This is a genomic window from Nocardia rosealba, from assembly GCF_020216065.1.
Classification (GTDB): domain Bacteria; phylum Actinomycetota; class Actinomycetes; order Mycobacteriales; family Mycobacteriaceae; genus Nocardia; species Nocardia rosealba.
In genome coordinates this window covers 298,916-323,092 of sequence record NZ_JAIWNA010000006.1, presented here as the reverse complement: position 1 = coordinate 323,092, position 24,177 = coordinate 298,916, and the positions used below count along the sequence as shown (strand labels likewise).

21 protein-coding genes and 2 tRNA genes are annotated in these 24,177 nt (G+C 67.0%); 6 read left to right on the top strand and 17 right to left on the bottom strand.

Annotated elements, in window-relative coordinates:
- The 3 genes from LDL21_RS22720 (at position 1) to LDL21_RS22710 (ending at position 3,862) form a co-directional block, all read left to right on the top strand.
- The gene (locus tag LDL21_RS22720) at positions 1–1,491 is read left to right on the top strand and encodes a serine/threonine-protein kinase (RefSeq protein WP_181698191.1); all 1,491 of its coding nucleotides are present in this window, start codon (positions 1–3) and stop codon (positions 1,489–1,491) included.
- Positions 1,488–3,377 carry a Stk1 family PASTA domain-containing Ser/Thr kinase gene (pknB, locus tag LDL21_RS22715; protein WP_181698192.1) on the top strand — a complete coding sequence of 630 codons (1,890 nt, stop codon included), beginning with the start codon at positions 1,488–1,490 and terminating at the stop codon, positions 3,375–3,377. The genes LDL21_RS22720 and pknB overlap by 4 nt, the downstream gene beginning before the upstream one ends.
- A 65-nt stretch (positions 3,378–3,442) precedes the next feature.
- Positions 3,443–3,862, top strand: a complete 420-nt coding sequence (locus LDL21_RS22710; RefSeq protein WP_067495164.1) for a CBS domain-containing protein — start codon at positions 3,443–3,445, stop codon at positions 3,860–3,862.
- Positions 3,863–3,869: 7 nt separating this feature from the next.
- On the opposite strand, the gene LDL21_RS22705 is transcribed toward LDL21_RS22710, so the two are convergent.
- The 3 genes from LDL21_RS22705 to LDL21_RS22695 all read right to left on the bottom strand — a co-directional run bounded on the left by LDL21_RS22705 (position 3,870) and on the right by LDL21_RS22695 (position 5,871).
- Entirely contained in the window at positions 3,870–4,328 is a 459-nt protein-coding gene (locus tag LDL21_RS22705; protein WP_225281652.1) for a deaminase, read from the bottom strand.
- Between the two features lie 131 nt (positions 4,329–4,459).
- Positions 4,460–5,212, bottom strand: coding sequence for a RibD family protein (locus tag LDL21_RS22700; protein WP_225281651.1), 753 nt, complete (start codon positions 5,210–5,212; stop codon positions 4,460–4,462).
- Entirely contained in the window at positions 5,209–5,871 is a 663-nt protein-coding gene (locus tag LDL21_RS22695; RefSeq protein ID WP_225281650.1) for an aminodeoxychorismate/anthranilate synthase component II, read from the bottom strand. Before LDL21_RS22695 ends, LDL21_RS22700 begins: the two co-directional genes overlap by 4 nt.
- A 95-nt stretch (positions 5,872–5,966) precedes the next feature.
- On the opposite strand from LDL21_RS22695, the gene crgA reads away from it, so the two are divergent.
- Positions 5,967–6,230 (top strand): cell division protein CrgA, encoded by a 264-nt coding sequence (gene crgA / locus LDL21_RS22690; protein WP_067495154.1) that lies wholly within the window; start codon positions 5,967–5,969, stop codon positions 6,228–6,230.
- Positions 6,231–6,306: 76 nt separating this feature from the next.
- Positions 6,307–6,765, top strand: a complete 459-nt coding sequence (locus LDL21_RS22685) for a PH domain-containing protein (protein ID WP_225281649.1) — start codon at positions 6,307–6,309, stop codon at positions 6,763–6,765.
- Positions 6,766–6,861: 96 nt separating this feature from the next.
- Here LDL21_RS22685 and LDL21_RS22680 read toward each other — a convergent pair whose 3' ends face one another.
- Positions 6,862–7,389 carry a peptidylprolyl isomerase gene (locus LDL21_RS22680; protein ID WP_181698195.1) on the bottom strand — a complete coding sequence of 176 codons (528 nt, stop codon included), beginning with the start codon at positions 7,387–7,389 and terminating at the stop codon, positions 6,862–6,864.
- Between the two features lie 99 nt (positions 7,390–7,488).
- Here LDL21_RS22680 and LDL21_RS22675 point away from each other — a divergent pair, with 99 nt between their 5' ends.
- On the top strand, positions 7,489–7,665 hold the full coding sequence (locus LDL21_RS22675) for a hypothetical protein (protein WP_166655808.1): 177 nt from the start codon (positions 7,489–7,491) through the stop codon (positions 7,663–7,665).
- A 4-nt stretch (positions 7,666–7,669) separates the two neighbouring features.
- Here the strand turns inward: LDL21_RS22675 and LDL21_RS22670 are convergent, their stop codons facing one another.
- The 13 genes from LDL21_RS22670 to dnaA form a co-directional block, all read right to left on the bottom strand.
- Positions 7,670–8,464, bottom strand: a complete 795-nt coding sequence (locus tag LDL21_RS22670; RefSeq protein ID WP_225281726.1) for an ABC transporter permease — start codon at positions 8,462–8,464, stop codon at positions 7,670–7,672.
- Positions 8,465–8,523: 59 nt separating this feature from the next.
- Entirely contained in the window at positions 8,524–9,519 is a 996-nt protein-coding gene (locus LDL21_RS22665; protein ID WP_181698197.1) for an ATP-binding cassette domain-containing protein, read from the bottom strand.
- A gap of 571 nt (positions 9,520–10,090) precedes the next feature.
- Complete coding sequence (locus LDL21_RS22660) at positions 10,091–11,029, bottom strand: acyl-CoA dehydrogenase middle domain-containing protein (RefSeq protein ID WP_225281648.1); 939 nt, start codon at positions 11,027–11,029, stop codon at positions 10,091–10,093.
- Between the two features lie 5 nt (positions 11,030–11,034).
- Positions 11,035–11,107 (bottom strand) — tRNA-Ala (locus LDL21_RS22655).
- 31 nt (positions 11,108–11,138) lie between these two features.
- Complete coding sequence (locus tag LDL21_RS22650) at positions 11,139–11,246, bottom strand: DLW-39 family protein (RefSeq protein ID WP_210740150.1); 108 nt, start codon at positions 11,244–11,246, stop codon at positions 11,139–11,141.
- 29 nt (positions 11,247–11,275) lie between these two features.
- A tRNA-Ile gene (locus LDL21_RS22645) sits at positions 11,276–11,349 on the bottom strand.
- A gap of 137 nt (positions 11,350–11,486) precedes the next feature.
- Positions 11,487–12,509 carry a DUF3566 domain-containing protein gene (locus LDL21_RS22640; protein ID WP_181698199.1) on the bottom strand — a complete coding sequence of 341 codons (1,023 nt, stop codon included), beginning with the start codon at positions 12,507–12,509 and terminating at the stop codon, positions 11,487–11,489.
- A gap of 39 nt (positions 12,510–12,548) precedes the next feature.
- Positions 12,549–15,059: a DNA gyrase subunit A gene (gene gyrA, locus LDL21_RS22635; RefSeq protein ID WP_181698200.1), complete on the bottom strand. Its 2,511-nt coding sequence runs from the start codon at positions 15,057–15,059 to the stop codon at positions 12,549–12,551.
- Between the two features lie 54 nt (positions 15,060–15,113).
- A complete protein-coding gene (gene gyrB / locus LDL21_RS22630; RefSeq protein ID WP_067495136.1) occupies positions 15,114–17,147 on the bottom strand; it encodes a DNA topoisomerase (ATP-hydrolyzing) subunit B in 2,034 nt (677 codons plus the stop codon).
- Between the two features lie 376 nt (positions 17,148–17,523).
- Positions 17,524–18,090 carry a DUF721 family protein gene (locus LDL21_RS22625; RefSeq protein WP_067495133.1) on the bottom strand — a complete coding sequence of 189 codons (567 nt, stop codon included), beginning with the start codon at positions 18,088–18,090 and terminating at the stop codon, positions 17,524–17,526.
- A gap of 102 nt (positions 18,091–18,192) precedes the next feature.
- Positions 18,193–19,377, bottom strand: coding sequence for a DNA replication/repair protein RecF (gene recF / locus LDL21_RS22620; RefSeq protein WP_225281647.1), 1,185 nt, complete (start codon positions 19,375–19,377; stop codon positions 18,193–18,195).
- Positions 19,378–19,394: 17 nt separating this feature from the next.
- Positions 19,395–20,570 carry a DNA polymerase III subunit beta gene (dnaN, locus tag LDL21_RS22615; protein WP_067495127.1) on the bottom strand — a complete coding sequence of 392 codons (1,176 nt, stop codon included), beginning with the start codon at positions 20,568–20,570 and terminating at the stop codon, positions 19,395–19,397.
- 773 nt (positions 20,571–21,343) lie between these two features.
- Positions 21,344–23,527: a chromosomal replication initiator protein DnaA gene (gene dnaA, locus LDL21_RS22610; protein WP_225281646.1), complete on the bottom strand. Its 2,184-nt coding sequence runs from the start codon at positions 23,525–23,527 to the stop codon at positions 21,344–21,346.
- Between the last annotated feature and the right edge of the window lie 650 nt (positions 23,528–24,177).

Genomic DNA, 24,177 nt, shown 5'->3' with positions numbered 1-24,177 from the left:
ATGCTGAACAACGGCGCCATGATCGCCGACCGCTACCGCCTGCAGCGGCTCATCGCCACCGGCGGTATGGGTCAGGTGTGGGAAGCGATGGACACCCGGCTCGATCGCCGGGTGGCGGTCAAGGTCCTCAAGACCGAGTTCTCCGCCGATCCGACGTTCCGTCAGCGGTTCCGGGTCGAAGCACGCACCACCGCGCAGCTCAACGCGCCGGGGATCGCGGGCATCTACGACTATGGCGAGACCACCGACCCGTCCGGCGGCGAAACCGCCTACCTGGTGATGGAGCTGGTGCAGGGCGAACCGCTCAACGCCGTGCTCAACCGCATGGGCAGGCTGTCGGTGATCCAGGGCCTGGACATGCTCGAGCAGACCGGACGCGCGCTCGAGGTCGCCCACGCCGCGGGTGTGGTGCACCGCGACGTGAAGCCGGGCAACATCCTGGTGACGCCGACCGGTCAGGTGAAGATCACCGACTTCGGCATCGCCAAGGCCGTCGACGCCTCGCCGGTGACCAAGACCGGCATGGTGATGGGCACCGCCCAGTACATCGCCCCCGAACAGGCCGTCGGCGAAGACGCCACCGCCGCCTCCGACGTGTACTCCCTCGGTGTGGTCGGGTACGAGGCGCTGGCAGGCGTCCGCCCGTTCACCGGTGAGGGCGCGATCACCGTCGCCATGAAGCACGTGCGCGACGCACCCCCGCCGCTGCCCGCCGATCTGCCCGCCAACGTGCACGAGCTGATCGCGATCACCATGGCCAAGGATCCGGCGCAGCGCTACCGCAGTGGTGGCGAGTTCGCCGACGCCGTCGCCGCTGTGCGCGCCGGGCACATGCCGCCCGTACCCGGTGGTGCCGGCGCGTCGATGACCGGGGCGACCCGGGTGCTGCCGCCCGGACCGACCACCGTGATTCCGGCCGCCGACTACGACGGCGCGACCATGCGTTTCGGCAATCAGCCGCCGACCGGTGGATACGCGGGCCCGGCCACACAGGCCGCCGCGCCCGCCGCCGTCGCCGCGACCAACGATTCCAAGAACAACCAGAAATGGCTGATCGCGCTGGGTGTGGGCGCGCTGCTGCTCGGCGGTGGCGTGATCTGGCTGCTGTTCGGCGGCGAGCCCAACCGCGACACCGGCCCGACCACAACCACCGTGCAGACCACCGCGCCGGTTGCCCCGCCGGTGACGACCACCCGTCCGCTGCCGCCGCCGGTCACCTCCGAGGAACCCGCGCCTACGCAACCCGACCGCCCGACGACCACCACGCCGGAACCGACGACGACCACGGAACCGCCGACCACCACGCCGGAACCGACGACGACCAAACCGGAGCCGACGACCACCGCCCCCAAGACGACCAAACCCGCGCCCACCACCACGAAACCGGCGGCGGCGACCACCACCCGGGACAAGCCGCGTATCCCCACCTTCGATCTACCATTTCCGAATGAGGACAACAACGCCGTAGGCCCGAACATAGGACAGCAATGACCACCCCGAAGAATCTCTCCTCGCGGTACGAGCTGGGCGAGATCATCGGGTTCGGCGGCATGTCGGAGGTGCACAAGGCCCGCGACGTGCGCCTCTCGCGCGACGTCGCGATCAAGGTGCTGCGCGCCGACCTGGCCCGCGACCCAACGTTCTACCTGCGCTTCAAGCGTGAGGCGCAGAACGCGGCCGCGCTGAACCACCCGGCCATCGTCGCGGTCTACGACACCGGCGAGGCCACCGTCGACGACGGGCCGCTGCCCTACATCGTCATGGAATACGTCGAGGGCGACACCCTGCGCGACATCGTGCGCGGCAAGGGTCCGCTGGCGCCGCGCAAGGCGATGGAGATCGTGGCCGATGTCTGCGCTGCCCTCGACTTCAGCCACAAGGCGGGCATCGTCCACCGGGACATGAAGCCCGCCAACATCATGATCAACCGCGCGGGCGCGGTGAAGGTGATGGACTTCGGCATCGCACGCGCGATCGCCGACAGCTCCAACCCGATGACCCAGACCGCCGCCGTGATCGGTACGGCGCAATACCTTTCCCCCGAGCAGGCGCGCGGCGAGACCGTCGACGCGCGCTCGGACGTGTACTCGGTCGGTTGTGTGCTGTTCGAAATCCTCACCGGCCAGCCACCTTTCACCGGTGATTCGCCGGTCGCGGTCGCCTATCAGCATGTGAAGGAAGACCCGCCGCTGCCGTCGTCGGTGAATCCGGCGGTCCCGCGCGAGCTCGATTCGGTGATCCTCAAGGCGATGGCCAAGAACCCGGCCAACCGCTACCAGACCGCCGCGGAGATGCGCGCCGATCTGATCCGGGTGCTCGGTGGGCAGAAGCCGAGCGCGCCGATGGTGATGAACGACGAGGACTACGCCGGCTACGACGAGCCCGCGCCGCGCCGGTTCCACGACCGTGACGACACCTCCGAACACCCCGCCGTCGGCCCGCCCGCCGAGCAGGGCAATCGCACCGGTTTGATCGCGCTCGGCGTCGCCGCGGCGCTCGCCGTCGCGTTCGGCATGTTCTGGGTGCTGATCGGTCCGGGCAGCAAGCCCGACCAGGTCGCGGTGCCGGACATGTCCGGCAAGACCGCGCAGCAGGCCGAATCCGAGCTCGTCAAGGCCGGTTTCAGCGTGGCCGTGCAGCAGAAACCGGACGGCAAGGTCGCGCCGGGCAATGTGATCGCCACCCAGCCGCTCGGCGGGTCGCGCATCGACGAGGGCAGCACCGTCACCCTGCAGGTGTCGACCGGACCCGCGCAGGTCGCGGTGCCGCGCATTCTCGGGATGACCCAGGCCGAGGCCGAGCAGGCGCTGAATTCGACCGGCCTGCAGATGGATCCGAACGTGCAGCGCCGCGCGTCGAGTGTCGCCGACACCGACCGGGTGATCGGGCAGGAACCGACCGCGGGTGTGCGCATCGACATCGAGCAGCCGATCGTCATCGTCATCGGCAGCGGCCCCGAACAGGTCCGGGTACCCGATGTGGTCGGCCAGGACATCTCCGTCGCCGAACCGAACCTCACCGTGAGCGCTGGGTTCAAGGTGGAGGTCAAGGAGGTGCTCTCGCCCCAGCCGAAGGGCCAGGTGCTCTCCACGAGCCCGGCGGGCGGCAGCAACGCGGAGAAGGGCTCGACCATCACCGTGCAGGTGTCCCTCGGCGACCGCATCACCGTTCCTGACCTGACCGGGCTCACCCCCACCCAGGCCCAGGAGAAGTTGCGTGCGCAGGGCTGGACCGGTCAGCTCAGCCAGACGACGGTCATCACCCTCGACGGCAGCGCCTCGGGCAAGGTCGTCGGGCAGAACCCGCCGGCGGGCACCTCGGTGACGATGAGCGGAAATGTGATCCTGCAGGTAGGGGCCTCACCCATTCCACGGTGAGGCTCGCGGGCCTAGACTTGGGCTAGCTCCATCCCACCCAGCACTGCTGAACGAGGAGGTAGCCCATGACCACGGCCAGGGACATCATGAAGCCCGGCGCTCAGTGGATCACCCGCGACGACACCGTGGCCACGGCCGCAGCGGCGATGGCCGATCTCGGTGTCGGCTCGCTCGTCGTCGCCGACGACAACGAACGCATGTGCGGCATCATCACCGACCGCGACATCGTCGTGAAGTGCATCGCGCGCGGCCTGTCGCCGGAACTGACGACCGCGGCCGAACTGTGCGAGGCCACACCGCGCTGGATCAGCGCGGACGCCGATGTGGAAGACGTGCTCGACCAGATGGAAGACCATCGGGTCAAGCGGATGCCGGTGATCGAGAACAAGCGGCTGGTCGGCATGATCAGCGAGGCCGATCTGGCTCGCCACCTGGACGACAATCAGCTCGGCGAGTTCGTCACCGCCATCTACGGGCGGCCCTGACTCACCGTCAGCTCAGGTCGAGGTGCTCGTTCATCGACCTGGCCGCCTCGGCCAGGTCGGTGAGTTCGACGACCTCCACACCGTTGGTGCGGAGTTTGTCCACACCCTCGCAGGCCGCGACGAACAGGCTCGGTTCGCGCCACGCGATGACCACCCTGGGGATACCCGCCGCGAGGATGCGGTCGGTGCAGGGCCGCCGGGTCGCGGTGGCGCGCGTCGAGCAGGGCTCGAGCGTGCTGTAGATCGTCGCGCGGGCCAGCCTGGGGTCATCGGCGCCGAGTTTGTTCAGCGCCGATTCCTCGGCATGCACCTTTTCGTCGGTCTCGCGTGAGTAGCCGGTGGAGATCTCCACACCGTCGACGACGATGACCGCGCCCACCGAGTAGGCCGTCGAACTGGGCGGACACTGCCGGGCCAGCTCGATGGCCCTGTGCATGAAACGGTGATCGAGGCTGTCTGTGTGCACGATTTCCCCTGGGTTCGAAAGTTATCCACAGCCTGTGGCAGTTGTGGAGTCGGTCATGTTCAGGTTGTGCAGTACACCGGTGGATGAACTGTGAACAGCGGTATTTCCCCAGGTCGGCACCGGGAATTCAGTCACAGGGCCGGTGGGTGAATCTGGTCTGTCGGCGCGCCGACCAGGTAGTTCACAACAGCGACATCCCCAAGTTGTTCCACACCCGTCAAGTGGAGTCGGCGCTGCGGTCCACCAGGGAAGAGGGCCGGGCCGACGAAGCGGGGCGCGGCCGCGTCACCGACCAGGATCGGGGCGATCGCCAAGCGGATCTCGTCGACCAGGTCGGTTGCGAGGAAACCTGTGTGCATCCCGGTGCCGCCTTCGACCATCAGCCTGTGGATACCGCGCGCGGCGAGGTCGTCGAGCAGGGCAGCCAGGTCGAGCCGGTCACCCAGGCACACGACCTCGGCCGTGTCGGCGAGTCGATCACCGAGCCGGGCCGCGCCCGCCGTAGTGGTGTAGACGATCTTCGCGCCACCGGTGTGCCAGAAGCGCAGCGCCGGATCCAGCTCGCCCGATGCGGTGACGGTGATCTTCACGGGATACTCCGGTCGCCCCGACGCGACGCGTGTTGCCCGCCGCTCGGCGCTGTTGACCAGCAGCCGTGGATTGTCGATCCGTAAAGTGCCCGCACCGATCAGGATCGCGTCGGACTCGGCGCGCAAACGATCGACCTCGTCGAAGTCGGCGCTGTTGGACAGCAGCAGCCGCTGCGCGCTCGCGTCATCGATGTAGCCGTCGAGACTGGTCGCCACAGACAACAGCACTCGCGGGCGTCTCGGCGGGGCGGCGCTCCCGTCGCCACCGCCGGATGCCGCGGGCACCTCGCTCACGGGGTCACCAGCGCGGCGACCTCCGCCTCGAGCGCCGACACCAGCGCCTCGGCCGGGCGTTCGCCACAGACCTCGAGCCAGTTGGCCAGCATCCGGTGCCCGCCCTGCGTGAGTACCGACTCCGGGTGGAACTGCACGCCGTGGATCGGCAGGCTGCGGTGTCGCATGGCCATCACGATGCCGCTCTCGGTGTGGCCGACCACTTCCAGCTCCGCGGGCATGGTCTCCGGGAGCACGGTGAGCGAGTGGTAGCGGGTGGCGGTGAAAGGGTCGGGCAGACCGGCCAACACGCCCGAGCCGAGGTGGTACACCGAACTGGTCTTGCCGTGCAGGAGTTCCGGAGCCCGGTCGACGGTGCCACCGAACGCCTCGCCGATGGCCTGGTGTCCGAGACAGACGCCGAGCAGTGGCTTCTCGTACTTGGCGGCGGCGTGCACCAGCGGAATGCTCGCGCCCGCCCGGTCGGGGCTGCCCGGCCCGGGGCTCACCAGAACGCCGTCGAAAGCGCCGCCTTCGTCGCCACGGGTGAGCAGGGCGTCGAGGTCGGCCAGGCGTGGGTCGTCGTTTCGCCACACGACGGCGTCGGCACCCAGCTGGCCGAGGTATTGCACCAGGTTGAACACGAAGCTGTCGTAGTTGTCGACGACCAGAACACGCATGCAACGAGGGTACGTGCCCGGCCGGTAGGTCGTCGCATCCATTACCTGGTGGGATAGCCTAGGAGACGACCAGTACCGGAGAATACGAGGACGTCATGCCCAAGTCCAAGGTCCGTAAGAAGGCCGATTACACCCCGAGCCCTGCCAGCCGTACCCCGGTGAAGGTCAAAGCGGGTCCGTCGCCTGTCTGGTACGTCGCGATCATGCTCGGCTTCATGCTGGCCGGCCTGCTCTGGCTGCTCGTGTACTACCTGGCTGCCGAGAAGATCAGCTGGATGAACGACCTGAACGCCTGGAACTTCCTGATCGGTTTCGGCCTGATGGTCATCGGGCTCATCATGACCATGCGGTGGCGCTGAACTACACCGGTGTCATTCATGCACACCTGTGGATGAAGCTGTGGACAACTCGAGGATCAATGGGGGAACAAGCCGCGTGAACGCAGGTCGACCCGCCGACAGCAAGTCCTGGACCACGCCGACCGCCGCCCTGATCGCGGTCACCGGCGGTGGCCTTTTGCTGACCGTTGCGGCCGTGCTTGCCCAGGATGGCCCCTCGCGGCTCTTCCTCGGCGTCGCCGCTGTCGCGGTGCTGGCCATGGCCGTGCTCGCCCTGCGTCAGCGGCCCCGGCTCACCATGGTTCCCGGGTCCCCGCCGCGCCTCATCGTCGGCACTCTCACCGGCCGCGACGAATACCCCCTCGACCACATCGACCGGATCCGTGTGACCTCCTACCGGCGCATCGGCCGCAAGAACACCATGCTCGAGGTCGACGTCCGCCACAACGACACCGAGCGCCTGCTGATCTTCGGCCGCTGGGACCTGGGCACCAACCCAGCCGACGTCTACGACGCGCTCGTCGTCAACGGCTTCGCGAAGGTCGCCACCGACTGACGTTGTTTCACGTGAAGCAAAGAACTCCCCGCCGCGACGATCGCGACGGGGAGTTCTGTTCTCGGAGTCGAGCGCCGAGAACCGCGGCGCCAGCCGCTATGTCACAGTGACCGAAGAGATGACGACCGGTTCGGTCGGGCGATCGTTGCGGTCGGTCTCCACCGCCGCGATCGCGTCGACCACCTTGCGTGAATCCGGGTCGACCACCTCGCCGAAAATCGTGTGCTTGCGGTTCAGGTGAGGCTGCGGTCCCACGGTGATGAAGAACTGCGATCCGTTGGTACCCGGGCCCGCATTGGCCATGGCCAGCAGGTATCCACGATCGAAACGCAGCTCGGGATGGAACTCGTCGCCGAATTCGTAGCCCGGGCCGCCGCGGCCGGTACCGGTCGGGTCGCCGCCCTGGATCATGAATCCCCGCATCACCCGGTGGAAGACGGCGCCGTCGTAGAACGGGCCAGCTTCCGTGCCACCCGCGTTCGGGGTGGTGTACGAGGCGCTGCCGTCGGCGAGGCCGACGAAATTGCGCACCGTCTTGGGCGCGTGGTTACCGAAAAGCGCGATCTTGATCTCGCCGTGGTTGGTGTGCAGCGTCGCCACGGCCGTCTGATGGGGTGAGGTCACGCAGCAATGGTGCCACGCGGTCACCGCGTCGCCGGGCACCTGGTGGAGCGTGGTTTTCGTGTTTGTGCCGTCGGCGGCGTTCTATGCCACAGTGGTCGCATGAAGCTTCGTAACCCGCTCATCGCCTCCCTCGCGATCGCCGGTGCGGGCGCGCTGGCCTGGATCGCCCGCAGCAAGCGCCCCCAGCTGCCCGAACCCGCCGCCGAACCGCCGCGTCTCGGCTACTCCCGCAACGGCTCCGCGCCGGCCCCCGTCGCGGAGACCGGCGCGAGCTGAACCCTCAGCGGCTCACGGACTTCTTGTACTGCACCTGAGCCAGCGGCACGAAGATCAGCAGGATCAGCACGATCCAGATCAGCGACGTGGCCACCGGATGCTGCATCGACCAGGCCTCCGAGGTGGGGGCCAGCGGGCTGGTGTTGCCGAACAGCTGACGCACCGACTCGGTGACCGCCGACATCGGATTCCACTCGGCGAACACGCGCAGCGGGCCGGGCAGGTCGTTGATCGGGACGAAGGCGTTGGACAGGAACGTCAGCGGGAAGATCACCATGAAGCTGGCGTTGTTGAACACCTCAGGCGCCCGCACGAGCAACCCGACCACGGCCATCATCCACGACAGCGCGTAGGCGAACAGCAGCATCAGCAGGTACGCGAGCACCGCGTCGAGGAACGACCCACGAATACGCCAGCCGACGATCAACCCGGTCAGCGACATGACGACGAGGCTGACCAGGTTGATCACCACATCGCTGATCGTGCGCCCGAACAGCACCGCCGAGGGCGCCATCGGCAGCGACCGGAACCGATCGATGATGCCCTTCTGCATGTCTTCGGCCAGGCCCGCGCCGGTGAACGAGGCACCGAACACCACGGTCTGGACGAAGATGCCCGCGATCAGGAATTCGCGGTAGCCGCCTTCCAGCCCCGGCACCTTGATGGCCGAGCCGAATACGTAGGCGAACATCAGCACGAACATGATCGGCGACATGGTCGTGAAGATCAGCACGTCGGGCACGCGCTTGATCTTGATGACATTGCGCTTGGCGATCGTGAGGCTGTCGCTGACCACCATCGCCAGCCGTTCTTCCAGGCTCGGCCCGGTCACCGGTGGTGTCTTGTCGATCGAGACGCTCATCGGCTCTGTCCTTCCTTGGCGTCCGCCTTCTCGGCATCCCCCGCCACGAGTTCTTCGGCCTCGTGCCCGGTGAGGGAGAGGAATACGTCGTCGAGCGACGGCCTGCGCAGCGCGACGTCGTTGATCTCGACCTTGTGCTCGGTGAGCCTGCCGATGGCGGTGACCAGGTCCTGGGAACCGTCGGCCACGGGCACGGTGATCTTGCGCAGACCCGGTTCGATGTGGATTTCGCCGTCGGCCAGGCCGCTGAGCACCTGTTTGGCGTCGGTGAGCTGGTCGACGGTGGCGACGGTGAGTTCGATGCGGTCGCCGCCGACGAGCGCCTTGAGTTCGTCGGCGGTGCCGCGGGCGATGACGGTGCCGCGGTCGATCACCGCGATGGAGTCGGCCAGGCGGTCGGCCTCCTCCATGTACTGGGTGGTGAGCAGCAGGGTGGTGCCGCCGGAGACGAGTTCCTCGATCACATCCCACAGATCCAGGCGGGCGCGTGGGTCGAGGCCGGTGGTCGGCTCGTCGAGGAACAGCACCGGCGGGTTGGCGACCAGCGCGCCCGCGAGGTCGAGGCGCCTGCGCATGCCGCCGGAGTAGCCCTTCACCGGGCGGTCGGCGGCGTCGGTGAGCCGGAAGCGTTCGAGCAGCTCGCGGGCCCGTTCCTTACTGCGCTGCGTGCCGAGGTGATAGAGCCTGCCGACCATTTCGAGGTTCTCGAAGCCGGTCAGATACTCGTCGACGGCGGCGTACTGGCCCGACGCGCCGATGCGCGAACGCAGTGCCTGCGGATTGTTGATGACATCGACCCCGGCGACGGTGGCGCGGCCTTCGTCGGGAACGAGCAGAGTGGTGAGTACACGGACAGTCGTGGTCTTTCCCGCGCCGTTCGGGCCGAGAAGTGCGGTGACGGTGCCTTCGGGGACGGAGAGATCCAGCCCGTCCAGTGCGGTGAGCTGTCCGTACCGTTTGACCAGCCCCTCGGCGACGATTGCGTCGGGCATGATTCTCCTGGATGTCGTAGTTCGCGAACCCTTGGTGGCCTCAGTATTGCCCCACCCACCGACAAGTCGCATCCTCATTTCGGGTGGTTCCTGATGTCAGATGTACAAATTTGTTCGACATGCCGATTGCATGCGACACGCGGCGAATCGGACTGATTTTTGGGCGATGCGGCGACGGACCGGCCCGGAATCGGGGTGGCCGCACATCGCCGACGACGAGAACATGTTCCGCGCGCGCGAGGCGTAAAACCTTGCGTACCAGCGACTTCGGGTGTTCGTAAGAGGTTTGTGATGTCTCACAACACTGCGGCGACCGCTCTGCGGCTGCGGCCGACGGCCCCGTGACGGGCCGCGACACGAAAAATTCTCGGAAACTGATCCGTTGCGCGTACACGATTTCCGCGCGGATCGCGTAGGATCGTTCACGTCGGCCCCTCCCCCCCGGGCCGACCCTACGCGGGCCTCGGCTAACTCCCCCCCTTCGCCGAGGCCCGCTCCCCATTTTCCGGCAAGGTGCAGTTCCATCGCCCGGCAGCCGGGTTCAGGCCACGCGACGCGGCCACGAGAACAGCTAGTGATCCTCGTGGCCGGCGGGCGCTTCGGCCCCCTGTTCGGCCACTGTGCGCCAGGCGGTAGCCAGCCGGGCCGCACGGACCTTCCCGGCGACCCCGAGCAGCGGCGCGTCCCGCTCCCAGCGCTGCCGGATCTCCTGATCCACTCGGTCCCAGTGCGGTTCGAGTTCGGCGAGCAGCGCGGCGCAGCGATCGAAGACGCCGGCGAGCGCGATATGCACGCCCGCCGATATGGCGGGCTCGGTGCTGAGGCCACGCACGGCCGCAAACAGCGCCAGCAGGGCCGTGAGCGCGTCGGCGGGCCATTGCGCTTGCCGGGCTACCCGCACGAGCTGACCGAGCACAGCGGCGAGCACATGCAGGTCTTCGACGGTGCGGAACGGCTTCAGGTAATCGGCGTACCCGTCACCGGGCAGCGTTTCTCCCGGCGCGTCCGCGAAACCGACGGTGGCGTGCGGGATCTCCGGTGCGAACGGCAACGGCGGCAGCGGGGTCACCTCCGCCTGCGGTCCGGCCGCGACGAGCACGGCACGCAGGTCCGGTTTGCCGTCGGAATGTGTACCCGCACGGGCGATCACGAGAAACCGGGTGGCGAAGGTACCGAGGGTGGCGAACGATTTGGTGCCGGTCACCATCCCGTCGCCGGTGACGGTCGTCGTCATGGCCGAGGGTCGTGCTCCGGTGGCCTCGGTCGCGCACATCGAGCTCAACTCGTCGGGGGCGAGCGTGGGCACCAGCGCGTGCAGCGCTTCCTGGTACCCACCGAGGAACGCCGAACCCAATGCGACACTGTCGAATCCGGCGACAGCGGCGCGGTCGACAGAATTGGTGAGATCCGCGCAGCGAGCGCGGTGATGTGCCCAATCCGCCGCGAAATCCGCCGAATCGGCGGCGCCGGGGGCGGCGGTGAGCAGGAAATCGAAAACCGAGGAATTCACAGAAGTGGAGCCTAGGGGAATCGAACCCCTAACCCCTGCCTTGCAAAGGCAGTGCTCTGCCAATTGAGCTAAGGCCCCTTACCGGTGGTGTACCGGCTGGCAACCCGAATCAGCGGGTGGTGACCTCACGCCAGAGATCGGCTTCGTCACGCTTGCGGAATTTGGTGATACCGATGAGAACCGCGATCACAACACCGACCGTGAGGACAATCTTCATGATTCCCACCCTACTGTGATGTTCGGGAGTGGGCCTAGGAGGACTTGAACCTCCGACCTCTTCGTTATCAGCGAAGCGCTCTAACCGCCTGAGCTATAGGCCCGAACTCGATTCCGATCCCCTGCCGGAGCAGTGAACCGCAACGAGACACGAGGTTACCTTACCCGCCCGCCGATAACCAAAACGGCCGGTCAGAGCCAGTTTCCTGGTCCGACCGGCCGTGCCGGAAAACGCGTGTTCCTAGTCCGGATCGGCCAGGGTCACCTGGATGCCACCGACCAGATCGCAGCACTGGTTGTAGATGAACACACCGACCGTCGCCAGCGCGGTGAACAGCACCACGTTGATGAGCCCGATGACACCCGCGTACCCGAAGATTGTGCCCGCGTCGATCAGGCCGCCCGAGCTGCCCTCCTGGTTGAACATCTCGCCCAGCGAGTTGTCCAGGTTGTCCCACACACCCATGCCCGCGAGCACGATGTAGAGCAGGCCGACAGCGACCATCCACACGAAGAACAGCGCGACACTGATGACCAGGGTGATCTTCAGCGTCGACCACGGGTCGATGCGGCGGATCTGCACCGTCGCGCGCAGCGGCTCACCCGACGCGGCGGCCGCGATGGCCACCGGAACGGCGGGCGACACCGGGCCCGAGGCGGCCGCGGCCCGCGCCGACGGTCCGCTCGGCGGCTGCTGGGGAGCCATCGGCAGCCCGGTGTTGGCCATCGGCAGGTCCGACCCCGGATGACGCACATCCGATAGATCGGGCATGTCCTTGACCAGCTCGGGACGAGCGATGCTTCGGGTCGGCCCGTCGATGCCGACGGACTTCACCATCGCGGCTTCCTTGCGCGCCGCCTTGGCCGCCAGGTCGGCGGTGGTGCGCGCGTTGGACGGACCGCTGCCCTTGAGGCCACCGCCACCCTGACCACCCGAGGACGGGCGGCCCTGGCTCGGCGCCTCACCCGGGCGGTACAGGTTGGACTGCGGTTCCCGCTGCGGCAACTGCGCCCAGCCGTCCTGGTAGGGCGATTTACCCTTGCCGTTGCCCGAGCCGTTGGCAGGCCCGTTCGGCTCGGTACCCATCCGCACGGTGGCCTGGTCGAACGATTCGTCCCCGGCGCCACCGGATTCCGGTGCCTTGGCGCCTTCGGCCGCACCCTGACGTGGGATCGGCCGCGGCTGGATCGGAGACGAGGCGACCCGCTCGGTGACGCCGTTGGTCTGGTTCCGATCGTCGTTCGACTGATTCGGTGTGGTCAATGGAATCCTCAGATCCGTTCGTTGCCGCCGCTGGTTGGGTTATTGCTCCGAGGCCGCGTCGCCGATGAGCTGATCGGGATCGGGCTCGTCGGCGTTGCGCGCGATCGCTAGCAAGGTATCGCCATCCGCGAGGTTCATCAATCGCACGCCCTTGGTCTGGCGTCCGGCTTTGCGGACCTGCTTGGCCGCGGTGCGGATGACGCCACCACTGGAAGTGATCGCGTACAACTCGTCCTCGTCGTCGACGATGAGCGCACCCACCAGGCTGCCACGCTTCGGATCGTATTGGATTGTCAATACGCCTTTTCCGCCGCGACCCTGCGCGGTGTACTCCTCGATCGCCGTACGCTTGGCATACCCACCGGCGGTCGCGACCAACAAATAGGTGTCCGGGCGGACCACATTGAGCGAGAGCAATTCGTCGTCGGTGTTGAACCGCATGCCCTGTACGCCGCTGGTGGCGCGGCCCATCGGGCGCAACGCCTCGTCGGTCGCGGAGAAGCGGATCGACTGGCCGTGCGCCGACACCAGCAGCAGGTCGTCGTCGGAGGAGCACAGCACCGCGCCGACCAGCTCGTCGTCGTCGCGCAGGTTCACCGCGACGATGCCGCCGGAACGGTTGGAGTCGAAATCGGTGAGCTTGGACTTCTTCACCAGGCCCGCGCGGGTCGCCAGCACCAGGTACGGGGCGTCCTCGTAGGTCTTGAGCTGGATGATCTGGGCGATCTTCTCGTCCGGCTGGAACGCCAGCAGGTTGGCCACGTGCTGGCCACGCGCGGTGCGGTTGGCCTCGGGCAGCTCGTAGGCCTTGGCCCGGTACACCCGACCCTTGTTCGTGAAGAACAGCAGCCAGTCGTGGGTGGAGGAGATGAAGAAGTGCTTGACGATGTCGTCCTGCTTGAGGCCGGCACCCATCACGCCCTTGCCGCCGCGCTTCTGCGAGCGGTACAGGTCGGTCTTGGTCCGCTTGGCGTAACCGGTCTCGGTGATCGTGACGACCACGTCCTCGCGGGCGATCAGGTCCTCGTCGGCCACGTCGCCGTCGGCGGCGATGATCCGGGTCCGCCGGTCGTCGCCGTACTTCTCGACGATCTCGGCCAGCTCGTCGCGCACGAGCGCGCGCTGGCGCTCCGGCCGCTCCAGAATGTCTTTGTAGTCGGCGATCTCGAGTTCGATCTTGGCCAGATCGTCGACGATCTTCTGCCGCTCCAGTGCCGAGAGGCGACGCAGCTGCATGTCGAGGATGGCGGTCGACTGGATCTCGTCGATGTCGAGCAGCTGCATCAGGCCGGTGCGCGCGGTGTCGGTGTTGGCCGAGCGGCGGATCAGGGCGATGACCTCGTCGAGCAGGTCGAGCGCCTTCACCAGGCCGCGCAGGATGTGGGCCCGCTCCTCGGCCTTGCGCAGCAGGTAGCGGGTACGCCGGACGATGACCTCGAGCTGGTGGTTCACGTAGTGCCGGATCATCTGATCCAGGCGGAGCGTGCGCGGCACACCGTCGACGATCGAGAGCATGTTCGCGCCGAAGCTGGTCTGCAGCTGGGTGTGCTTGTAGAGGTTGTTCAGCACCACCTTGGCCACGGCGTCGCGCTTGACCGTCACCACGATGCGCATGCCGACACGGTCGGAGGACTCGTCGTGGATATCGGAGATACCCGCGATCTTGCCGTCCTTGACCTGCTCGGCGATCGAGTTGACGAAGTTGTCGGTGTTCACCTGGTACGGCAGCTCGGTGATGACGATCGTGGTGCGGCCACGCGCGTCTTCCTCGATCTCGACCACACCGCGCATGCGGATGGAACCGCGACCGGTGGTGTAGGCGTCGTGGATGCCCTGGCTGCCGACGATCAGGCCGTGGGTCGGGAAGTCGGGGCCCTTGACGCGTTCCATGCACGCGGCGAGGGTGGATTCCTCGTCGGCGTCGTAGTTCTCCAGCGACCAGTAGATGGCCTCGGCCAGCTCGTTCAGGTTGTGCGGCGGGATGTTGGTCGCCATACCGACGGCGATGCCGTTGCTGCCGTTCATCAACAGCGCGGGCACACGCGCGGGCAGCACGGTCGGCTCCATCGAGCGACCGTCGTAGTTGGGCACGAAATCGACGGTCTCGCTGTCGATATCGCGCAGCATCTCCATCGCCAGCGGCGTGAGACGGCACTCGGTGTAACGCATGGCGGCCGCGCCGTCGTTGCCTCGGGAACCGAAGTTGCCCTGGCCGTCGACCAGCGGGTACCGCAGCGACCACGGCTGGGCCATGCGCACGAGGGTGTCGTAGATCGACGAGTCGCCGTGCGGGTGGTAGTTACCCATGGTCTCGGCGACCGGACGCGCCGACTTCACGTAACCGCGATCGGGGCGGTAGCCGTTGTCGTACATGGCGTAGAGCACGCGCCGGTGCACCGGCTTGAGGCCGTCGCGCACATCGGGCAGCGCGCGGCCCACGATCACGCTCATCGCGTAATCGATGTAGCTGCTCTGCATTTCGTTCTGGATGTCGACCGGTTCGATCCGGTCGCCCGCACCGCCGGACGGTGGCAGCGTGGTCTCAGTCATCGAATCTCCTTAGAGGGCTGATGTGTTCGCGGGCGCGCGGTGGCGCAGCACCGTTCACACATCGAGGAAGCGAACGTCCTTGGCGTTACGGGTGATGAAGCTGCGACGTGCTTCCACGTCCTCGCCCATCAGCACGGAGAACAGCTCGTCGGCCGCGGCGGCGTCGTCGAGCGTCACCTGACGAAGCACCCGCACCGACGGATCCATGGTGGTTTCCCACAGCTCCTTGGCGTTCATCTCACCCAGACCCTTGTAGCGCTGGATGCCGTCGTCCTTGTTGATCTTCTTGCCCGCGGCCAGACCGGCCTCCACCAGCGCGTCGCGCTCGCGGTCGGAGTAGGCGAACTCCGGCTCCGAACGCATCCACTTGAGCTTGTACAGCGGCGGCTGGGCCAGGAACACGTGGCCCTGCTCCACCAGCGGACGCATGAAGCGGAACAGCAGCGTGAGCAGCAGCGTGGCGATGTGCTGACCGTCGACGTCGGCGTCGGCCATCAGGATGATCTTGTTGTAGCGCAGCTTGGCGATATCGAACTCGTCGTGGATACCGGTGCCGAACGCGGTGATGATCGACTGGACCTCGTTGTTCTTGAGGACGCGGTCGATGCGGGCCTTCTCGACGTTGATGATCTTGCCGCGCAGCGGAAGAATCGCCTGGTACATCGAGTCGCGGCCGGACTTGGCCGAGCCACCGGCGGAGTCACCCTCGACGATGTAGATCTCGCACTTGCCCGGATCCTTGGAGCGGCAGTCGGCCAGCTTGCCGGGCAACCCGCCCAGGTCGGTCGCCGACTTGCGGCGTACCAGCTCACGCGCCTTACGGGCGGCCATCCGGGCCTGCGCCGAGGACACCGCCTTCTGCACGATGGTCTTCGCGTCGGCCGGATTGGCCTCGAACCAGTGCGTGAGGTGCTCGTTGCAGGCGCGCTGCACGAACGACTTCACCTCGGTGTTGCCGAGCTTGGTCTTGGTCTGGCCCTCGAACTGCGGCTCGCCGACCTTCACGCTCACGATGGCGGCCAGGCCCTCGCGGATGTCGTCGCCGGTGAGGTTGCCGTCCTTCTCCTTGAGGAGCTTCTTCTCCTTGGCGTACTTGTTGACCACCGTGGTGAGCGCCGCGCGGAAACCCTCTTCGTGGGTACCGCCCTCATGGGTGTTGATCGTGTTGGCGAAGGTGTGGACCGACTCGGAGTAGCCCGAGTTCCACTGCATCGCGACCTCGAGCTCGTGGCCGGTGCCCTTGCCGGTGAAGCCGACGACCGAGTTGTGGATGGCCGACTTGGTGCGGTTGATGTGGCGGACGAAATCCACCAGACCGCCCGGGTAGTGGTAGGTGCGGGTCTTCACCTTGTGCTCGACCGCCTGGGCGGCGACCTCGTCGGCGTGCTTGGGCGCCTCGGCCGTCTCGCTGACCACCTCGTCGGTGACCTCGGAATCGCTCACCCGCTCGTCGGTCAGGGTGATGGTCAGGCCCTTGTTGAGGAACGCCATCTCCTGCAGACGGCGCGCGACCGTCTCGAAGTTGTAGGTGGTGGTCTCGAAGATCTCCGGATCGGCCCAGAACCGGATGGTGGTGCCGGTCCGGTCGGTCGGCTCGCCCTGGACCAGCTTGCCGGGCTTGGAATCCTTGTAGACCTGGGTCCAGTGGTAGCCGTCGTTGTCGATCTCGGCTTCCAGCTTGCTCGACAGGGCGTTCACCACGGAGATACCGACACCGTGCAGACCACCGGACACCGCGTAGGCGTCGGAGTCGAACTTGCCGCCGGCGTGCAGCTGGGTCATGACGACCTCGACGGTCGGAATGCCCTGCGCGTGCATGGCGGTGGGGATACCTCGGCCGTCGTCGACGACCTCGACACCACCGTCGGCCAGCAGCGTCACGTCGACCCTGGTCGCGTGGCCCGCCATCGCCTCGTCGACCGAGTTGTCCACAACCTCCCAGATCAGGTGGTGCAGACCGCGTTCACCGGTGGAACCGATGTACATGCCAGGGCGCTTGCGCACCGCCTCGAGGCCTTCGAGGACCGTGATGGACGAGGCACCGTAGCCCGAATTGTTGCCCGATGCGTTGGAGTCGTTGGCAGCCACTTGTCGGTAGCTCTCCTTACTTGCTGATCCCTGGCGCGGACAGCTCGCAAGCGGCTGCACAACACGCGCGTCGAGGGTTCGCCGCTGGTTACGTCACCATCCTACTGGTAAGGCCAACTTACAGTGCACCTACGACACCCCTGACGTCGCCGTGAATGCGAGAACTCGAACAAGCGCGAGTGGCTTCCGCCTCGCCACATGTTTTGCCGGTCGTAGGGGCCGCTAGGGTTCGCCTCGGCCGGGGTCGCGCCGATGCGTGCTTTCCTGGGGTCTTCCACACTCGACCCGAAGTTATCCACAGGTTTTGTCCACAGGCTGCGAATCTGGGGATCGAAGCGGCGGTGCCGCAACGGAACTCGCACCGGTGACCGCCCGGCTACCCGTAGGTGTCGCGCGGGCCGCGGCCCTTGATGTGGCGTTCGCCCTTGCGCCAGCTCGGCGCCGCCGGACCCGTGATCCGCAGGGAGGTGACCACGCCCTGCCCCACCGCCGCGTTGATCTTGGCAAGGATCTGGCTCTGCAACATCCGTAGCTGGGTGGCCCAGGCGGTGGACTCGGCGGCGATCTTGAGCACGCCGTTCTCGAGGGTCACCGGGGTGGCGTGTGCGGCGATGTCCTCACCCACCACGCTCGGCCAGCGACCGAAGACCATTCCCTCGGCAACCTTGCCTGACCAGCCACGATTCTTCGCGATGGAGCCCGCGAGCGCGGACAACAGCTGGGGATCGCGGGCGTCGGGGCCCGCACCGGACCAGCCGCTGCGGCGGCGTCCACCCGCGCGCAGCTTGCGCACCGGCGACGCTCGACCCTGCCCGACCGACTTGCCGCTGGCCTTGGCCGCGGCCCGTGCTTCCTCGAGGGCGCGGCGGGCCAGATCGATCCCGCGCAGTTCCGCTTCCGGCTCGTCCTGCACGCGGTCCCACCTTCCGGTCTCGAGGCTCATCGGTCGGTTCGGGAGTCTACGCCGGGTGCCCGACAGAGCCGTCGCGCACCGATGTGGCATATGTCCAGCATGTCCACGGTTTTCCACAGGCCCTGTTGATAACTATGGCTGGCTGTGCATATCTTCGGCCACGATCCGTGAGGTTCGCCGGTCCGCGTCGCCCTCGGTCTGCACCCGCAGCGGCGCGGCGGCCAGTTCGGCGGGTACGTCCTCGGCGACCGCGGCGGTGATGAGTACCTGTTCGGCACCCGCCGCCACCTCCGCGAGGGCGGTCCGGCGGCGCCGGTCCAGCTCGGCGAACACGTCGTCGAGCAGCAGCACCGGCTCGGCGCCGGTGTTGCGCAACAGCTCGAACGAGGCCAGCCGCAGCGCCAGCGCGAACGACCACGACTCGCCGTGACTGGCGAATCCCTTCGCCGGCGCGCTGCCGAGCAGCAGTTCGAGATCGTCTCGATGTGGGCCGACCAGGCACACACCGCGGTCGAGTTCGCGCCCACGCGCGGCCGCCAGTTCGCGCAGCACGATCTCGCGCACCTGGTCCACGTCGTCGGGTTCGGGAGCCCGCGCGGGATCGAGCAGGTCGGGCGGAAGGTACCCGGAGCGGTAAGCGATTGCAGCAGGGCGTGATTCCGGCGCGATCGACCGATATGCCTCTGCCAGATAGGGATACAGGTCGTGCACCAGGCGCAGCCGCTGGGTGAGCAACACCGAGGCATGCTCGGCCAGGTGCCCGTCCCACACGTCGAGCGTGCTCAGGTCCGAACGCGAACGCACCTGGCGCCCAGCGGTTTTCAGCAGCGCCGACCGCTGGCGCAACACCTTGTCGTAGTCGGCGCGCACACCGGCCAGCCTGGGCAGGCGGGCTGTGCACAACTCGTCGAGGAACCGGCGCCGCTCCCCCGGGTCGCCACGGACCAGCGCGAGATCCTCCGGCGCGAACAACACGGTCTGCAGGATGCCGAGGATCTCGCGCGACCGGCGAACCGGCGAACGGTTGATCTGCGCTCGGTTGGCGGCACCCTGCTTGAGCTCCACATCCACCCGCAGCTCGCGGCCTGCGTTCACCACGGTCGCCCCGATCGCGGCCTGGGTGGCGCCCATGCGGATCAGCGGCGCGTCGGCGGAAACCCGGTGCGAGCCGAGCGTCGCCAGATAGCCGACCGCCTCGAGCAGATTGGTCTTCCCGTTGCCGTTCGCCCCCAGCAGGACGGTGCGCCCTGGGGACAACTCCAGCTCGGCGTGTTCCCACGAGCGGAAATCACGAACCGACAGCGCACGGATGAACATGTGCGGTGCGGCCCCGCTCAGCCGGGCAGCCGGACCGGCATCAACAGGTAGATGTACTGGCTCTCCAGCGCCGCGAACGCACCGGACTCGAGTACCTTGGGCTCCTCGTCGGACGCAGGCAGCAGCACGGCGGGACGGCTCGGCGTGGTGAAGCCGAAGGTGACCCGGTCGGCGTGCAGCGCCGACAGACCCTCGGTGAGGTATCCGGGGTTGAACGCGATGGTCAGCGGCTCACCACGGAAATCGGCCTCGAGCCATTCCTCGGCGCGGCCTGCGTCGTCCCCACCGGCCGACAGCAGTACACCGTCTGTGGAGAACTCGAGGCGCACCTGGGCGCCGCGCTCGGCCACCAGCGCCACACGCTTGATCGCCTCCGACAGTGCCGACACCGGCAGCGTGGCGATGGAAGTGTGCTCCTTGGGGAGCAACTGGCGGAACTTGGGGAATTCCGCGTCGAGCAGGCGGGTGGTGGTTCGCCTGCCCGCGTTGACGATGCCGAGCAGACCGTCGGCGCCGTTGCCGTTGCCGAGCGAGAGCTGCACGGGCGCGGAGGCGGTGCCGAGCGTCTTGGCGGCCTCGGACAGCGTGCGCGCGGGGATGAGCACCGCGGTCTCGATATCGGGGCGCGTGGGCTGCCACTGCAGGTGGCGCACGGCGAGGCGGAAGCGGTCGGTGGCGGCGAGCACCACGTCGTTGCCCTCGATCTCCACCCGGATACCGGTGAGCATGGGCAGCGTGTCGTCACGGCCGGCGGCAACGGCGACCTGGCCGACGGCCTCGGCGAACACGTCGACGGTGAGTTCACCGGTCTGCTGGGGCACCTCGGGCAGTTGGGGATAGTCCTCGACCGGCATGGTCGGCAGGGAGAACTTGGCGCTGCCGCAGGCGATGAGCACACGGGTGCCGTCGACGGATACGTCCACCGGCTTGTTCGACAGTGCCTTGGTGATGTCGGCGAGCAGACGGCCCGAGACCAGGACCTGACCCGGACCGGCGACCTCGGCCGCGACACGCATCTGCGCGGAGACCTCGTAGTCGAATCCGGAGACCGTCAGGCCGTTCTCGTCGGCCACCAGCAGGACACCACCGAGAACCGGCACGGGAGGCCGGGACGGGAGGCTGCGGGCCACCCAGGCCACCGACTCGGCGAAATCCTCTCGGGCGACCCGAAACTTCATGCTCGCAAGCTCCATCGCCCGATTTGTCCTCTCCGAGTTTCGAATCCGTATGCGGGTGTGTTCAGCGGAGTTGAGGTGCTGCGTCGGCCGCGCACTGAGTCTCGCACAACCTGCCGACAACCAAACGGTACCCGGACAACGCGCGATCTCCGCATCGACCCTCTAGGAGTTCCGCGCGTCCTGATCCCGTCCCTGTTGTCCTTGCCTGTCTGTGAGTGAACCACCGACGGAGCCGAGCCCTCCCGACCGAGTTTCCACACACCCTGTTTTAAAGAGATCTCTCTATGAATGAGAACTGAAGTAGTAGTAGGCACTGTGGAATCTGTGGAGTTCCGCCATTTCCGCAGCTCAGAGGGCTTGGTGGCATGGGGATGGCCGTGGAGTGACTCGAGGATGAATCGGCGGTGTCTGTGGACACCCGAAGTTGTCCCAGATCCATCCTCGAGTAGTCCTCGAGTTGTTCCACCGATTTCACCTACTTGTTCACACCCTGACCAAGGGTGGTGACGAATCGGTGGATTCCTCGAGGAGTCCACAAGAAGTCCTCGAGGAATCCACAGGCCGGATCCGGCGCCGCCGCAGGTCAGTGGCACTCACAGGCTGTTGGTGGAGGAACCTGTGGACGATGTGCACAACTGCCTGTGGGTAGATGCTCCCCAGATCGCTCCCCAGGCCTGTGTGTGAACCGGTGCACAACCGGTGGATTCCTCGAGGAATCCACAGGGATTCCACAGGGCAAAAAAGAACACCGCCCCAGCTCAGGGCGGTGTTCGGGGTTGGGGATGAAATCAGCGGGAGCGCTGTTTGATTCGGGCTGTGAGTTCTTGGACCTGGTCGTACACGCGACGCCGTTCGGTCATCTCCTTGCGCACCTTCTTCTCCGCGTACATGACCGTCGTGTGGTCGCGGCCGAACGCCTGCCCGATCTTGGGCAGCGACAGATCGGTCAGCTCACGGCACAGGTACATCGCGATCTGGCGCGCCTGCGCCAGCGGACGCGCCTTACCCGGCCCGGTGAGCTCCTCCAACGTCGTGTTGAAGTACTCGGCGGTGACCGCCATGATCGTGGCCGCGTTGATCTCGAGGGCGGCGGTGTCGGGCATCAGGTCGCGCAGCACCACCTCGGCCAGCGACAGGTCGAGCGGCTGACCGTTGAGCGAGGCGAAGGCCGTCACCCGGATCAGCGCGCCCTCCAGTTCGCGGATATTGCGCTCCACCCGGCTCGCGATCAGTTCCAGCACGTCGTGCGGCACGTCGAGCCGGTCCATCCTGGCCTTCTTGCGCAGGATGGCGATGCGGGTCTCGAGTTCGGGCGGCTGCACATCGGTGATCAGGCCCCACTCGAACCTGGTCCGCAGCCGCTCCTCGAGGGTGGCCAGCTGCTTGGGCGGACGATCCGAGGACACCACGATCTGCTTGTTCGCGTTGTGCAGGGTGTTGAAGGTGTGGAAGAACTCCTCCTGGATGCCTTCCTTACCCTCGATGAACTGGATGTCGTCGACCAGCAGGATGTCGGTCTCGCGGTAGCGGCGCTTGAACGCCACCTTGCGGTCGTCGCGCAGGCTGTTGATGAAGTCGTTGGTGAATTCTTCGGTCGACACGTACTTCACCCGCATGCCGGGGAACAGCCGCTGCGCGTAGTGACCGGCCGCGTGCAACAGGTGCGTCTTGCCCAAACCCGAAGCGCCCCAGACGAACAGCGGGTTGTAGGCCCGGGCAGGCGCCTCCGCGATGGCCACCGCGGCGGCATGGGCGAACCGGTTCGACGCGCCGATCACGAACGTCTCGAAGGTGTACTTCGCGTTCAGGCTGGCCGAGGACGACGACTGCGGCGGCGCCTCGGGCGACTTGCTGAAATAGGTCGGCCAGTTGTTGCGCGCGTCGACCACCGGCTCGTCGTCGACCGGTTGAGCGCCCGGGGTCCCCGGCCGCGGCGGCTCCGGCGCGGTATCGGCCGGTGTCTCCTCGACACGCGCGGCGGCCGGCTCCTCCTGCGGTTGCGGCCGTCGCGGCGCACGTGCGGGCGGATCGGTGCCGAACAGGGTTTCCTGCCCGGAATGATCGCGCCGCGACGATCCCTGCTCGCGCCTGTCCTGGGGCGGTTCGGGGGCGCGCTGTTCGGGACGGGCACCACGGAAGTCCGGGCGGCCGGCGAACTCGCCGTTGAAATCGGGAACGGGGTAGACAGCCGTCGGCTCGAAATCGGCGCCGGGGAAATCCTCACCGCTGTACTCGCCTGCCTTGTACTCCTGGGGCTTGGCGTACTCGGGAGCCTGCTGGTACTCCGGTTGCTGCTGGTAGTCGCCTTGCGGCTGGTACTCCGGCTCGGCCGGGTACTCGCGCGGCCCGGCGTATTCGGTGCGCTCGCCGTACTCACCGGCCTGCGCCGGGAACTCGCGGCCGCCGAAGCTGCTGCCGTACTCACCATCGCGCTGGTAGTCGGGAGCCTGCTGATACTCGGGGGCCTGCTGCTGGTAGTCGTTGCCGTACTCGCCGGAGTTGCCGTTGTAGTCGTCGGCGCCGTAACGCGGTCGGCCGTAGTCACCGCGCTGGGGATAGTCGGGCACGCTGAAATCGGGGCCGGGGTAGCCGGCGGGCGGACGAACTTGCTCACGCGGACGCTCCGGACGGCTCGTCATCCTGGCGTGCCGGGGCGAACTGCCCGTGCGCTCCCCCGCGGCCGGGCTCGGCGCGGCGATGCGCACACCGAGTCCTTCCACCTGTGGCCCGAGTCTGCGCCCGAGCGAACGCAGGATCGGCTCGCGCAGATCGCGCTCGATCGCTTCCTGTGCCAGCGACGACGGAACGGACAGCAACGCGAAACCCTGGGCGACGGTGAGCGGTTTCACCAGCTTCAACCACGCCTGCTGGGCCCGGCTCACCGCGGGAATGGCGCCGTCGGCCGAGCCGGTGGTGAGTTCGGCGACCACCTCCGGCCACACTGTGGCCAGCACGTTCTGCTCGTCGTCCATGCAGCGTCCTCCCCGGACCGGTTTGTTGGGCCAACGGCCGCCGAGCACGCCAGCGCAGCACCTGTGACCAGGTGCGATCGGCGTGATCGAAGCGAACAACCGAAGCCGGTTCGAACGCCGTGCGGTCCCGGGATCGGACTTGGCGAGGGCACCGTCGGCCCTACGAATATGCCACTCCGGCCGTCTTTCCACACAATTATCCACAGATGTGGACAAACCTGGGGATAGAGGAATTCTGCCAGCGTGTGGCAGTGAAAGGAGCTGGACCTGCGGTTCTTCAGCAATCCCCCGGCTACAGAGGCTAGCCGCAAGGCGCCCGCGACGCCAGAGGTGTGGAGGAACTCACGAAAAGTTGCTGTCCGCGTCAGTGACGCCCGGGCGTGTCGCCGCAGGTCGGCTCGCCGACCGTCGGACACGACCAGCGGGTAATCTGAATGCCGGTACTCGTCCCGACCCTGTCCGGCCCGGACGTTTGCCGACCGTTTCGCCCCATGTGGGCCGAATTTGACCCTGTATGGGGCGATCAGTACCCTCATACAGTCACCCCTTGGCGCGGTGGCGGCTGTGCGCTGCACGCTGATCGCCAAGGCACTCTGTGCGTAGACCGCGGTCCGCAGCGCAGAATCCGAATCACCGAAAACTTCGGGTAC